This window comes from Streptomyces sp. NPDC058335, from assembly GCF_042723915.1.
GTDB lineage: Bacteria > Actinomycetota > Actinomycetes > Streptomycetales > Streptomycetaceae > Streptomyces.
On sequence record NZ_JBHXHX010000007.1, the window covers coordinates 161561 to 174475 of the forward strand.

General features: G+C 72.3%; 14 protein-coding genes. 7 read left to right on the plus strand and 7 right to left on the minus strand.

Annotated features, from left to right (window positions below):
* Window positions 1–25: 25 nt before the first annotated feature.
* Window positions 26–1234, plus strand: a complete 1209-nt coding sequence (locus ACFWJX_RS15520; protein ID WP_383242319.1) for a hypothetical protein — start codon at window positions 26–28, stop codon at window positions 1232–1234.
* Window positions 1235–1304: 70 nt separating this feature from the next.
* Here the strand turns inward: ACFWJX_RS15520 and ACFWJX_RS15525 are convergent, their stop codons facing one another.
* Window positions 1305–1562 carry a GntR family transcriptional regulator gene (locus ACFWJX_RS15525; RefSeq protein ID WP_383242322.1) on the minus strand — a complete coding sequence of 86 codons (258 nt, stop codon included), beginning with the start codon at window positions 1560–1562 and terminating at the stop codon, window positions 1305–1307.
* Window positions 1563–1640: 78 nt separating this feature from the next.
* On the opposite strand from ACFWJX_RS15525, the gene ACFWJX_RS15530 reads away from it, so the two are divergent.
* Together ACFWJX_RS15530 and ACFWJX_RS15535 are read left to right on the plus strand one after the other, a co-directional pair.
* Window positions 1641–1901 (plus strand): hypothetical protein, encoded by a 261-nt coding sequence (locus ACFWJX_RS15530; RefSeq protein ID WP_383242325.1) that lies wholly within the window; start codon window positions 1641–1643, stop codon window positions 1899–1901.
* A complete protein-coding gene (locus tag ACFWJX_RS15535; protein WP_383242328.1) occupies window positions 1898–2158 on the plus strand; it encodes a hypothetical protein in 261 nt (86 codons plus the stop codon). Before ACFWJX_RS15530 ends, ACFWJX_RS15535 begins: the two co-directional genes overlap by 4 nt.
* Window positions 2159–2219: 61 nt before the next feature.
* On the opposite strand, the gene ACFWJX_RS15540 is transcribed toward ACFWJX_RS15535, so the two are convergent.
* The 3 genes from ACFWJX_RS15540 to ACFWJX_RS15550 are packed head-to-tail and all read right to left on the minus strand — an operon-like array spanning window position 2220 to window position 5352.
* Window positions 2220–3053 carry a sugar phosphate isomerase/epimerase family protein gene (locus ACFWJX_RS15540; RefSeq protein ID WP_383242331.1) on the minus strand — a complete coding sequence of 278 codons (834 nt, stop codon included), beginning with the start codon at window positions 3051–3053 and terminating at the stop codon, window positions 2220–2222.
* On the minus strand, window positions 3050–4204 hold the full coding sequence (locus ACFWJX_RS15545; RefSeq protein WP_383242334.1) for a dihydrodipicolinate synthase family protein: 1155 nt from the start codon (window positions 4202–4204) through the stop codon (window positions 3050–3052). The genes ACFWJX_RS15540 and ACFWJX_RS15545 overlap by 4 nt, the downstream gene beginning before the upstream one ends.
* Window positions 4201–5352 (minus strand): Gfo/Idh/MocA family protein, encoded by a 1152-nt coding sequence (locus ACFWJX_RS15550; protein ID WP_383242337.1) that lies wholly within the window; start codon window positions 5350–5352, stop codon window positions 4201–4203. The genes ACFWJX_RS15545 and ACFWJX_RS15550 overlap by 4 nt, the downstream gene beginning before the upstream one ends.
* A 323-nt stretch (window positions 5353–5675) precedes the next feature.
* Here ACFWJX_RS15550 and ACFWJX_RS15555 point away from each other — a divergent pair, with 323 nt between their 5' ends.
* The 3 genes from ACFWJX_RS15555 to ACFWJX_RS15565 all read left to right on the plus strand — a co-directional run bounded on the left by ACFWJX_RS15555 (window position 5676) and on the right by ACFWJX_RS15565 (window position 9334).
* Complete coding sequence (locus tag ACFWJX_RS15555; RefSeq protein ID WP_383242339.1) at window positions 5676–6728, plus strand: LacI family DNA-binding transcriptional regulator; 1053 nt, start codon at window positions 5676–5678, stop codon at window positions 6726–6728.
* Between the two features lie 357 nt (window positions 6729–7085).
* Window positions 7086–7886, plus strand: a complete 801-nt coding sequence (locus ACFWJX_RS15560) for a sugar phosphate isomerase/epimerase family protein (RefSeq protein ID WP_383242342.1) — start codon at window positions 7086–7088, stop codon at window positions 7884–7886.
* 131 nt (window positions 7887–8017) lie between these two features.
* A complete protein-coding gene (locus ACFWJX_RS15565; protein ID WP_383242344.1) occupies window positions 8018–9334 on the plus strand; it encodes an MFS transporter in 1317 nt (438 codons plus the stop codon).
* On the opposite strand, the gene ACFWJX_RS15570 is transcribed toward ACFWJX_RS15565, so the two are convergent.
* On the minus strand, window positions 9306–9938 hold the full coding sequence (locus ACFWJX_RS15570) for an RBBP9/YdeN family alpha/beta hydrolase (RefSeq protein ID WP_383242347.1): 633 nt from the start codon (window positions 9936–9938) through the stop codon (window positions 9306–9308). The two genes, ACFWJX_RS15565 and ACFWJX_RS15570, sit on opposite strands and share 29 nt — an antisense overlap.
* 50 nt (window positions 9939–9988) lie before the next feature.
* Between ACFWJX_RS15570 and ACFWJX_RS15575 the strand changes: the two genes are divergently transcribed.
* A complete protein-coding gene (locus ACFWJX_RS15575; protein ID WP_383242350.1) occupies window positions 9989–10966 on the plus strand; it encodes a LysR family transcriptional regulator in 978 nt (325 codons plus the stop codon).
* On the opposite strand, the gene ACFWJX_RS15580 is transcribed toward ACFWJX_RS15575, so the two are convergent.
* Window positions 10945–11577: a GNAT family N-acetyltransferase gene (locus ACFWJX_RS15580; protein ID WP_383242352.1), complete on the minus strand. Its 633-nt coding sequence runs from the start codon at window positions 11575–11577 to the stop codon at window positions 10945–10947. The genes ACFWJX_RS15575 and ACFWJX_RS15580 overlap by 22 nt on opposite strands.
* Window positions 11574–12815 carry a 3-phosphoshikimate 1-carboxyvinyltransferase gene (gene aroA, locus ACFWJX_RS15585; RefSeq protein ID WP_383242355.1) on the minus strand — a complete coding sequence of 414 codons (1242 nt, stop codon included), beginning with the start codon at window positions 12813–12815 and terminating at the stop codon, window positions 11574–11576. The genes ACFWJX_RS15580 and aroA overlap by 4 nt, the downstream gene beginning before the upstream one ends.
* Window positions 12816–12915: the final 100 nt, after the last annotated feature.

Here is a 12915-nt window from a genome sequence, read left to right on the forward strand (position 1 = left end):
CACCCTCCTCCCGAGGAGTACGACCATGTCAGAAACGACCGAGCCCAACGTCGGTACGTTCACCCTCGCCGCCCCGCTGACCACCGCCCCCGCCGAACCGGTCGAGGTACCGGACCACGCCGAGTGGCCGCTGCCGAACGGCTTCGCCTGGGTCTTCCCCGCGGACGGCAACACCACCGGCGATGTCGTCCGACCCGTGATCATGGCCGACGGCTTCAACCTCGGCCGCAGCGAACTGGACAAGACCTACCAGGGGCTGGAAAGCGGCTACGGGTTCATCAGCGAGCTGCACCGGCGCGGCAGAGACGTGATCCTCCTCGGCTTCGAGGAGCGCAGCGCGTCCATCCTCGACAACGCGCGGGCGGCCGAAGCCGCCATCAGGGAGGCCATCGACCACCGGCGGGGCAACGCCCCGCTGGTCGTCGGCGGGTTCAGCATGGGCGGCATCGTCACCCGCTACGCGCTGGCCGATATGGAGAGGAAGCGGATGGACCACCAGACCGCGCTGTACTTCTCCTACGACAGCCCGCACCGCGGCGCTTCCATCCCCGTCGGTGTGCAGGCGTTCTCGTACTTCATCCCGTTCGCGAACGACTTCGCCAAGCAGATGGACAGCCCGGCCGCCCGCCAGATGCTGTGGCGGCACTACGACAAGGACACCAAGAAGATCGGGGTCGCCCCGGAGCGCACCGAGTTCCTGGACGCCCTGAACCGGCTCGGCGGCTGGCCGCAGATCCCGGTGAAGATCGCCGTCGCCAACGGCCGCGCCGACGGGATCGGCCTGCCCGACGTGACGCCCGGTGAGGTCGCGCTGCGGATCGACCGGATCTATCCCGGCACCACTTTCTACATCCAGGCCCAGGGCGACGACGTCACGGCCGCCTACCTGAACCGGCGGTTCCCCAAGGCCGAAGAGACCGTCACGACCAGCGACTTCCCGGAGGTGGACGGGGCGCCCGGCGGCACGCTGCACACGTACAGGATCCTCGCCGACGCGATGCGGAAGCTCGGCGGCACGGTGGATCTGCGGCACGAGGAGGTCTGCTTCGTCCCGTCGGTGAGCGCGGTGGCCGTCCGCGACATCGAGACACAGGAGGACCTGTACACGCCGGTCAACGGACTCTCGCCGGAGGAGAGCGAGTTGGACGAATACTTCTGCTCGCCCACGACCACCGCGCACACGGCGATCACCGCGGAACTCTGCACCTGGCTGATGGACCGCCTGCCCGACTGACCCGGCGCCCACGCCAGGCATCACCGGGGGCCGTCCGTCCGCTCACATCCTGCGGAGGGCGGCCCTTGGGTCACGCCTGGGGGGCGGGGGGCAGGGGGTCGGAGACGAAGGACCCTCTGGCGCGTACGGTCACCACCAGCCCCCTGTCCCGAAGGATGTCCAGAGCGCGGCGGACCGTGCCCGGACCGACTTTGTGCTCGTGCGTCATGGTCAGTTCGCCCGGCAGCCGCGTGCCCGGCGGATACTCGCCGGAACGAATCTTCCGTTCGATGATCGCGGCGAGCTGTTCATAGACGTACTGCGGCGAATCGGGGCTGATCTTGTCCACCCGTCGACCGTATGACGCCACCATCAACCACGCATTACTTAGTACTACTACCAACTACTACCTAGCACTACTAACAACGTGAGCCTCTTCCTGCCGCCTCGCGGAGCGCACCGCGCCCTCGACCCGTTCCCGCTCCGCTTCCCCCTCCCGGCCGCCTCCACGCAGCGGCCCGCGGACGTGATCCCCGCCGACGGCCTGCCCCTGGTCCGGCCCTACCTCGCCGTCTGGGAACGCGAGCGTGACGCACGGGACCGCAGGCACCTCCAGCGGGAGCGGCGCCGTGCGGCCGTCCTCGCGACCCTGGGTCAGGACTACGTCCCGTCGGGGGCCGCCGCATGAGCGCGGGGAGGTTCCGCAGCCTCGGTGTCGACCCCGCCACCGGCAAGGAGGCGTTCGTGGTCTCGCGCCCCGGCGGTGTGCTCGAGGAACTGGCCGACGCGCACGCCCTGAAGGCCGCCGCCGTCCTGGTGACGGTCGTCGGCGCCGTACTGGAGGGAGGCAGGTCGTCGGACACCGAACTCGCCGCTTTCGTACCGTCCCTGCACGCGGCGCTGGAGGAATGCGTGGGCATCATGGCGGCGGACAGGGAGCGGTGACGTAGAGGGCCACGGGCGCCGGAGTGGCTCCGGCGCCCGCGGCCCTGGCACTGGCCGCCGCTCAGAGGGTCAGGTTCTCCGCGAACCTCTGTGCCGTCTCGGCGAGTACTTCCCTGCCGTCGCGCGCCCACAACGCGTCGTTGAACAGTTCGACCTCGATCGCGCCCGTGTAGCCGGCCGTTTCCACGTAGGTCTGCCATTCGCGCATGTCGATCGCGCCGTCGCCGATCTGGCCCCGGCCGTTCAGGACGCCCTCGGGCAACGGGGTGGTCCAGTCGGCCAGTTGGAAGGTGTGGATGCGGCCGGACGCGCCCGCTCGGGCGATCTGGGCGGGGGCCTGGTCGTCCCACCAGATGTGGTACGTGTCGACCGTGACGCCCACCTGGTGGGCCGGGAAGCGTTCCGCGATGTCCAGGGCCTGGGTGAGGGTCGAGACCACGCAGCGGTCCGAGGCGTACATGGGGTGCAGGGGCTCGATGGCCAGCTTCACCCCGTGGTCCTCGGCGTAGGGGCCGAGTTCCGCCAGCGCGTCCGCGATGCGTTCGCGGGCTCCGTGCAGGTCCTTCGAGCCCGGCGGGAGGCCACCGGAGACGAGGACCAGGACCTCGGTGCCCAGGGTCGCCGCCTCGTCGATCGCCCGGCGGTTGTCGGCCAGGGCCGCCGTGCGCTCGTCCGGGTCGATGGCGGTGAAGAAGCCGCCGCGGCACAACGTTGTCACCGTCAGGCCCGCGTCGCGGACCAGCTTCGCCGTCTCCTCGACGCCGTACGTCTGGACCGGGTCACGCCAGAGGCCGACGTTGCCGATGCCCAGGTCGCGGCAGGCCGCCACCAGTTCGGGCATCGACAACTGCTTCACCGTCATCTGGTTGATGCTGAAACGCTCGAGACCGGTCACTGGTTCACTCCGTACAGGGCGAGCAGGTTCTTCATCCGTTCCTCGGCCAGCTTCGGGTCGGGGAACAGGCCCAGGCCGTCGGCGAGTTCGTAGGCGCGGGCCAGGTGCGGGAGGGAGCGGGCCGACTGGAGGCCGCCGACCATCGTGAAGTGCGACTGGTGGCCGGCCAGCCAGGCCAGGAAGACCACGCCCGTCTTGTAGAAACGGGTCGGGGTCTGGAAGAGGTGACGGGAGAGGTCGACCGTGGGGTCCAGCAACTGCCGGAAACCGGTTACGTCGCCCGTGTCCAGGACGCGGACCGCCTCCGCCGCCAGCGGGCCCAGCGGGTCGAAGATGCCGAGCAGGGCGTGGCTGAAGCCCTTCTCGTCGCCGGCGATCAGCTCGGGGTAGTTGAAGTCGTCGCCGGTGTAGCAGCGGACCCCGTCCGGCAGGCGGCGGCGCAGGTCCACCTCGCGCCTGGCGTCCAGCAGGGAGACCTTGATGCCGTCGACCTTGTCCGGGTGGGCGGCGATGACCTGGAGGAAGACCTCCGTCGCCGCGTCCAGGTCGGACGTGCCCCAGTAGCCCTCCAGCGCCGGGTCGAACATCGGGCCCAGCCAGTGCAGGATCACCGGCTCCGCGGACTGGCGCAGGAGGTGGCCGTAGATGTCGAGGTAGTCCTCGGGGCCCTTGGCGGCCGCGGCCAGGGCGCGGGACGCCATCAGGATGGCCTGGGCGCCGGAGGCCTCGACGAGAGCGAGCTGCTCCTCGTAGGCCGCGCGGACCTCGGCGAGGGACGCCGGGCCGGTGAGCTGGTCGGTGCCGACCCCGCAGGCGATCAGGCCGCCCACCGCTTTGGCCTCGGCCGCCGAGCGGCGGATCAGCTCGGCGGCGCCCGCCCAGTCCAGGCCCATGCCGCGCTGGGCGGTGTCCATCGCCTCGGCGACGCCGAGCCCGTGGGACCACAGGTGGCGGCGGAAGGCGAGGGTGGCGTCCCAGTCGACGGCGGCCGGTGAGTCGGGCGACACGTCGGCGTACGGGTCCGCGACGACGTGCGCCGCGGAGAAGACCGTACGGGAGGTGAAAGCGCTTCCGGTGGTGGCGGTGAGGGGTTCCGTGCGGGGGTCGTAGGTCCGCAGGGTCCCGCTGGAGTCCGGGAGTCGGATGGTCACAGCGCGATCTCCGGGACGTCGAGGCGGCGGCCCTCCGCGGAGGACTTCAGGCCCAGCTCGGCGAGCTGGACGCCGCGGGCGCCGGCCAGGAGGTTCCAGTGGTACGGGGCGTCGGCGTAGACGTGCCTGAGGAACAGTTCCCACTGGGCCTTGAAACCGTTGTCGAAGTCGCCGTTGTCGGGGACCTCCTGCCACTGGTCGCGGAAGACCTCGGTGGCGGGGATGTCCGGGTTCCAGACCGGCTTCGGGGTGGCGGAGCGGTGCTGGACGCGGCAGTTGCGCAGACCGGCCACGGCCGAGCCCTCGGTGCCGTCGACCTGGAACTCGACCAGTTCGTCGCGGTTGACGCGGACCGTCCAGGAGGAGTTGATCTGGGCGATGGCGCCGCCGTCGAGTTCGAAGATGCCGTAGGCGGAGTCGTCGGCCGTCGCGTCGTAGGGCTTGCCGTTCTCGTCCCAGCGCTGCGGGACGTGGGTGGTGGCGATGGCCTGGACGGTCTTCACGCGGCCGAACAGCTCGTGCAGGACGTACTCCCAGTGCGGGAACATGTCGACGACGATGCCGCCGCCGTCCTCGGCGCGGTAGTTCCACGACGGGCGCTGGGCCGCCTGCCAGTCGCCCTCGAAGACCCAGTAGCCGAACTCGCCGCGGATGGAGAGGATGCGGCCGAAGAAGCCGCCGTCGATGAGACGCTTCAGCTTCAGCAGGCCCGGCAGGAACAGCTTGTCCTGGACGACACCGTGCTTGATGCCCTTCGCGTCGGCGAGCCGGGCCAGCTCCAGGGCGCCCTCCAGTCCGGTGGCGGTCGGCTTCTCGGTGTAGATGTGCTTGCCGGCCGCGATCGCCTTCCTGATGGACTCCTCGCGGGCGGAGGTGACCTGGGCGTCGAAGTAGATGTCGACGGTGGGGTCGGCGAGGACCTCGTCCACGTCCGTCGAGACATGCTCCAGACCGTGCTTTTCAGCAAGCGCCTTCAGCGCGTGTTCCCGGCGGCCGACCAGGATCGGCTCCGGCCACAGCACGGTGCCGTCGCCGAGGTCGAGGCCGCCCTGTTCGCGCAGGGCCAGGATGGAGCGGACCAGATGCTGGCGGTAACCCATGCGCCCAGTCACGCCGTTCATGGCGATACGCACCGTCTTGCGTGTCACGTCGGTCCCTTCTTAGGCGTTGTACGCGGCGTCGTGCGCGGCGGTGCCCGCAGCGTCGCGCGCGTCTCGTACGCGGATGTGCGCGCCGCGTACGCCTTGGCACTGATCAGCGTCACAGCAAGCGCTTTCTATACAGGGAGAAGCTAGCCTCTGACCGGCGGTCCGGACAAGACCGCGTCCACCCCAAGTTGTTCGAGGGGGCGAACAAGTCGGGTGCGGGGCCGTAAGGTCTGCTCGACACGCCCGGAACCAGGCAGGTGAGCCTGCTGTCTACCAGGGCGTACGACGACGTACGACGAGATGCGTGACCGGAGGACGACGAGATGACGGTGACCCTGGCGGACGTGGCGGCCCGCGCGCAGGTCTCGCCCGCGACGGTGTCGCGCGTACTGAACGGGAACTACCCCGTGGCCGCGTCGACCCGGGAGCGGGTACTGCGGGCCGTGGACGAGCTGGACTACGTGCTCAACGGTCCCGCCAGCGCACTGGCCGCGGCCACCTCCGACCTGGTGGGCATCCTGGTCAACGACATCGCCGACCCCTTCTTCGGGATCATGGCGAGCGCGATCCAGGCGGAGATCGGGGGCCCCGGCGGGCGCGCCGGGGGTGAGCGGCTGGCGGTGGTGTGCAACACCGGTGGCTCGCCCGAGCGCGAGCTGACCTATCTCACCCTGTTGCAGCGGCAGCGGGCCGCGGCCGTGGTGCTGACCGGTGGGGCCATGGAGGACAAGGCGCACGCGACCGCTGTGGCGGCGAAGCTGCGCCGGCTGGCGGACGCGGGCACCCGGGTCGTGCTGTGCGGGCGGCCGCCCGCGCCCGACACCGGGGCGATCGCGCTCACCTTCGACAACCGCGGCGGCGGGCGGGAGCTGACCGAGCACCTCATCGGGCTCGGTCACCGGCGGCTCGGTTACATCGCCGGACCCGAGGAGCGCACCACCACCCGGCACCGGCTGGAGGGCCACCGGGCGGCGCTGGTCGCGGCCGGCATCGAGGAGGATCCTCGCTGGACCGTCCACGGGCGGTACGACCGGCGGGCGGGGTACGAGGCCACGCTGGAGCTGCTGCGGCGGGATCCGGCGCTGACCGCCGTGGTCGCCGCCAACGACTCCGTCGCCCTGGGGGCCTGCGCGGCTCTGCGGGAGTCCGGGCTGCGCATTCCGGACGATGTTTCTGTAGCCGGTTTCGACGACCTGCCCTTCAGCATCGACGCTGTGCCCGCGCTGACCACTGTGCGGCTGCCGTTGGCCGAGGCGGGGGCTCGGGCCGGGCGGATCGCCATGGGGCGGGAGGAGCCTCCGCCGGGGGGGATCGCCATGGTTCGGGGGGAGTTGATGGTGCGGGGGTCTTCGGGGGTGCCTCGGGGTGGAGAGTGAGGGTGCGGCGCGCCGCGCCGGCGGGTGCGGGGCGGTGAGTGGGGCGGGGCGTTGAGTGGGGCGGGGCGTTGAGTGGCGCGGGGCGGCGAGTGGCGCGGCGTCGGGGCCGTGGCGGTGCGTCGAGCCCGTCGCCAGTTGGGCGTACTGCCGTCCCTTTCATGGTTCGACGGGGCAGAGACGGGCTACGCGACGGGCTTTCGACGCACCGCCACGGCCCGCTCCCGGTGCGTTGTCTCCCGCCCCCCTCGTCGTGGTTCGGGTGCGGGATGTGGGGGCGCCTCGTCGGTGGGGTTCGGGGTGTGGGGTAACTGGTTGTGCAGTCGTCGGGTGGGCGGGTGGCTAGTAGGGTCCGAAGGTATGAAGCTGGCCTTCTCCACCCTTGGTGTTCCCGGTCTTCCGATCTCCGGCGTGCTGCGGCTCGCGACCACGCACGGGTACCACGGTGTCGAGCTGCGCGCCCATCCCGAGGAGCCGGTGCATCCCGGCCTCGGCTCGGACGAACGTGCCGATGTGGCCGCCGAGTTCAAGGCGGCCGGGGTCGAGGTGCTCGGGGTCGCGGGGTACGCGCGCGTGGCCGCGCCGGGGGACGACGAGGTCGTGCTCGGTGAGATCCGCGCACTCGTCGAACTCGCCCGCGATCTCGGCGCGCCGTACGTTCGGGTGTTCCCCGGCGGTGCCGACGGGCAGGAACCGGCCGAGGCGGACGCCGTCGCGGCCCGGCGGCTGGGGACCGCCGCCGAGTACGGCGCCGACCTCGGCGTACGCATCCTGCTGGAGACCCACGACTCCCACCGGACCGGCGCCGCCGCGACGCGTGTCCTCGGGCTGGTCGGGCACCGGCAGGTGGGTGCGCTGTGGGACGTGATGCACACCTGGCTGGGCGGCGAGCAGCCGCAGGACAGTTACGCCGCGCTCTCGCCGTATCTCGGATATGTGCAGGTCAAGGACATCGCCTCGGCCGAGGACACCACGCCGGTCGCACTGGGCGCCGGGGTGCTGCCGATCGCCGAGTGCGTGGAGGTCCTCTCCCGGCACGGGTGGGACGGCTGGCTGTGCTGGGAGTACGAGAAGCGGTGGTACGACGACGCCGAGCCGTTGGCCGGGCTGCTGGGGGCCGGGCGGGAGCACCTGGGGAGGCTGCTCAACGAGTCGGCGTGAAGGGGGCGCTCCCTGATGGAGGCGCTCCCTGATGGAGGCGGCCACTAATTGACTGGCGGGTCAGCGTGGGTGCGGGTTAGCCTCCGCGCCGTGTATCGAGCCGTCGCGCAGCCCCTCGTTCCTCCGGCCTCATGAGTCTCGGCCGGACCTTTCTCGATGTTCGCCCCCTTCGTACCTCTCCTGTCTACCGGCGGCTGCTGATCGGGCGCACCGTGTCCACGCTCGGTGGCTTCATGACCATGGTCACCGTCATGTACCAGGTGTGGGACATGACCCACAGCTCGGTGTGGAGCGGCGCGGTCGGGCTGGCGCAGGCGCTGCCGATGGTCGGGGTCGGGCTGTTCGCCGGTGCCTGGGTCGACCGGGCCGACCGGCGCCGCGTCTACCTTCTCGCCACCGTCGGCCAGGCGGTCTGCTCGCTGTTGCTCGCCGTGCAGGGCTTCACCGGGGGCGTGCCCGTGCCGCTCGTCCTCGCGCTGGTCGCGGCGCAGGCCTCCTTCGGGGCGGTCGGGGGTCCCGCGGCCGGCGTGTTCGTGCCCCGGCTGCTGCCCAAGGACCAGGTGGCCGCGGGGCTCGCCCTGAACCAGGCGACCGGTCAGTCGATGATGCTGATCGGCCCGGCCGTCGCCGGCCTGGTGCTCGGCTGGTGGGGCATCGGCGTCTGCTACCTCCTGGACGCCCTCACCTTCGGGCTGGCCTTCTACGGCGCCTTCGGCCTGCCCCCGCTGCCGCCCGAGGGCGAGAAGTCCCGGCCCGGACTGAACGGCGTCCTGGACGGGCTGCGGTTCCTCACCGGCCACCGGGTCGTCCGCGGCGCCCTGCTGACCGACCTGGCCGCGACCGTGCTGGCGATGCCGGTCAGCCTCTTCCCCCTGGTCAACGAGGAGCGCTTCGGCGGGGATCCGCGCACGCTGGGCCTGTTCCTGTCCGCCCTCGCCGTGGGCGGTGTCACCGCGACCGCGTTCTCCGGGCCGGTGACCCGGCTGGCGCGGCCGGGGCCCGTCATGCTGTGCGCGTCCGCCCTGTGGGGTGTGTCCCTCGCCGTGTTCGGCCTGACGACCAGCGCCTGGGCGGGGATCGGGGCGCTCGTCCTGGCCGGTGCGGCGGACGCGGTGGCCGTCCTGTCCCGTACGACCATCGTCCAGACCCGTACCCCCGACGCACTACTGGGCCGGGTCACGGCGGCCGAGGCGATCGTCGGGCAGGCCGGCCCGCATCTCGGCAACCTGCGCGGAGGCCTCGCCGCCGGCTGGTCCTCGGGCGCCACCGCCCTCGTCACGGGCGGTGTGATGTGCCTGTTGGCGGTGACGGCTGTGGCTGCCACGACTCCGGAGCTGCGGGGCGGGGCGGGGGACCCGGAGTCACACCCTGACGCCGGGGCCGGGTCCCCGTCCGTGGGGGCCGTGGAGGGCGGCGGTTCTACGGCCGCTGCCCCGGGCGGGCCGTGAAGCCCGCGTCGCCCGTCTCGCACCACTCGAGTGCCGACGGCCAGGAGCCGTAGCCCGCGTCCAGGTCCAAGTGGGCTGCTCCGGGAAGGAGTTCGGCCTTCAGCCCAAGGGGGGTGCCGTACGCGGACTGGACGCCTTCCGGGCAGTACGGGTCGTCGTCGCCCGCGACCAGGCGGGTCGGGGAGGGCAGGGTCAGGCCGTCGAGGGAGGGGAGGACGAACTCCGCGACCTCGGGGTAGCCGGCGAGGACCGGGCCGGACGGGGGTGCCACCAGCAGGACCCGGTCGACGGTGTCCGGGCCGGGCAGGCCGCGGGCGGCGGCGTGCAGCCAGAGCACGACGGAGAGGCTGTGCGCGATCACCACCCGCTCGCGCCGGGCGTCGAGGGCATCGAGGTGGCGGGAGAGTTCCCCGAGCCACACCTCCAGCGCGGGGTCGTCGGGGTCGGGCAGTTGGGGGTAGGTGACGGCGTGGCCGCGCTCGCTCAGGCGGTCGGCGAGCCAGTGCTGCCAGTGGCCGGCGGGGCGGTGGTTCTGCCAGCCGTGAAGGATGAGGAAGGCGCCGGGCGTGGTCGTTGTCGTGGTCGTGGTCGTGGTCGTGGTCATGTTTTCGATCATTTCGGGAGTCGGGTACCAGGTCCAGTTAATCTTTTGGCGTGGAACCGTTAAGCCCTGCCTTTACCATCGACCTTCGCCGGCTCACCGTCCTGCGTGAACTCCAGCGTCGCGGCAGCCTCGCGCGGACCGCCGAGGCCCTGCATCTGACGCCGTCCGCCGTCTCCCAGCAGCTCGCCGCCCTCGCCCGTGACCTGGGCGTCCCCCTCACCGAACGCGACGGCAGGGGCGTACGCCTCACCGGGCAGGCCCGGGTGCTGCTCGCGCACGCCGACGTCATCGCCGCCCAGTTGGAGCGGGCCCGCGCCGACCTCGCGGCGTATGGGGAGGGCGGGCGGGGATCGGTGACCGTCGGCTGTTTCTCCAGCGGCATCCTGGGGCTGCTGCCCACCGCGCTGCGGGCGCTGCGCGCACGCCTCCCTCGGCTGCGCGTGGACGTCGTGGAGGCCGAGCCGCCGGACCTGTTCACCGCCCTCGACGGCGGGCAGGTCGACCTTGCCGTGGCCGTCGACTTCGCGGCGGCGCCCCCGCACACCGACCCCCGCTACAGCCGGACGGACCTGCTCACCGACGTCCTGGACGTCGCCCTGCCGTCCGAGCATCCGCTCGCGGGCCGGGCCGAGGTGCCGTTGCGGGAGCTGGCCCTGGACCCGTGGATCGTCGGCAGCGGTTCGAGCTGCTGCGGGGCGGTGACCCGCTCCGTGTGCGCGGCGGCCGGTTTCACCCCGGAGATCCGGCACGCCGTCAACGACTGGGCCGCGCTGGCCGGTCTGGTCGAGGCGGGCCAGGGGGTCGCCCTGGTGCCCCGCCTGGTCCGCTCCCTGTACGCCCACCGCGCCCTCGCCCTGCGCCCGGCCGAGGGCGAGCCGCCGTCGCGCAACGTCTTCGTCGCCGTACGGGCCGGGGCGGAGGGCGATCCGGTGCTGGCGGCGGTGCGGGAGGAGTTGTCTCGGAGTGCGGCCGTAGTCGCCGCAGCCCGTGGGGGACCGCGTGGGCGTCAGGTCGTGCGGGACAGGTAGCCCGCCACCCGCTTCTCCAGCCGTTCGCGCCGCTCGGGCCATTCGTCCGCCGTGATCGAGAAGATCGCGGAGTCGCGGAGGCAGCCCTCCTCGCCCGGGGCCCAGGAGCGGGACCAGTTGCGCAGGACGCCCTCCAGACTGGCGCCCACGCTCGCGATGGCCGCGCGGGAGCGGCTGTTGCGGGCGTCCGTCTTCAGGTCCACGCGGGACACGCCCCACACCTCGAAGGCGTGCCGGAAGAGCAGCAGTTTGGCCTCGGCGTTGATGCCCGTGCCCTGGGCCGAACGCGCCAGCCAGGTGAAGCCGACCTCGACGGCGTCGAGCGTGTCGTCGGACCGCCAGGAGCGCGGCTCCCAGTAGGCGGTGGCGCCGATCGCCCGGCCGGTGGCCAGGGACACCTGCGCGTAGGGGGCGAGCATGCCGGTGGCGGCGCGGGCGAGTTGGGCGTCGATGTAGTCGCCGACCTCGTCCTTCCTCGGCACCCACGTGTACGCGTACGTCCCCCGGTGCTCCTCCGCCGCCTCCGCCAGGTCGGCCGCGTGCCGGTGCTCCAGCGGCTCCAGGCGTACCAGCGCGCCCTCGAGGACCGGCCCCTCCATGGTGAAACTCACCCGACGATGTCCTTCCGCAACTCCGCGAACGCCTCGTGGAAACCGGGGAAAGTCTTGCGGACGCAGCCGGGGTCGTCGAACGATATTCCGGGCGTGCGCAGGCCGGTCACCGCGAAGGACATGACGATGCGGTGGTCGCCGTACGTCGTGATCTCGGCGCCCTTGGGGGCGGCGCCGGGGCGGATCTCGATCCAGTCGGGGCCCGTCGCCACGTCCACGCCCAGCCGGCGGAGGTTCCGCGCGCACGCCTCCAGGCGGTCGCACTCCTTCACGCGCGTGTTGGCGACGTCCTCGATGCGGACCGGGCCGGAGGCGTACGGGGCGATCGCGGCGAGGGTCGGCATGGTGTCGGAGACGTCCCGCATGTTCACGGTGAGGCCCCGGAGTCCGCCGGTGCCGCGCACGGTCGTACGGTCCGCCTCGACCGTCACCCGCGCGCCCATCCTGCGCAGTACGTCCACGAAACCCAGGTCGCCCTGGAGCGCGCCCTCGCCGAGGCCCGGCACGGTCACCTCGGCGCCGGGCGTGACCGCGGCCGCCGCGAAGAAGTAGCTGGCGGTGGAGGCGTCGGGCTCGATCGCGTACGTCGTCGCCCGGTAGCCGCCCGGCGGGACGACGTAGGTGTCGCCCTCGCGGCCCACCTCCACGCCGAACGCCCGCATCATCGCGAGCGTGATCTCCACGTACGGCGCCGAGACCAGGTCGGTGACCGTGATGCGCAGGCCGGTGCGGGTCAGCGGGCCGAGCAGGAGGAGGGCCGTCAGGTACTGGGAGGACTGGCCGGCGTCCAGGACGACGTCCCCGCCCTCCACGCCCGCCGCCGCGACGGTCAGCGGGTGGTGGCCCTCCGCCTCCTCGTGCCGCAGGTCCACGCCGAGGTCGCGCAGGGCCCGGGTCAGCGGCAGCAGGGGCCTGCGGCGCATCTGGGGGGAGGCGTCGAAACGGTAGGTGCCGTGGCCGGCGGCGGCCAGGGCGGGCAGGAAGCGGGCGGTGGTGGCGCCGTCACGGCAGTACACGTCGGCCTCGCGGACCGCGGGGCCCTGCGGGCGTCCGTCGACCTGCCAGGCGTCCGGGGTACGGCCGACGCGGTATCCGAGCCGGACGAGCCCCTCGGCGAATCCCTCGGTGTCGTCGGACCTCAGGGGCCGTCGGAGGGTGGTGACCCCGTCGGCGGCCGCGGCGAGGAACAGGGCGCGGGCGGTGAGGGACTTGGAACCGGGAATGTCGACAAGGGGCATGCCCCGCATGATCCCTCCGGGGGTTGGCGGGGGGTAGGGGGGTCCATCTGGTGGACGGGGTGTCCACCCGGTGGGCGGGTTCGCGCATGCGCGGTGCGGG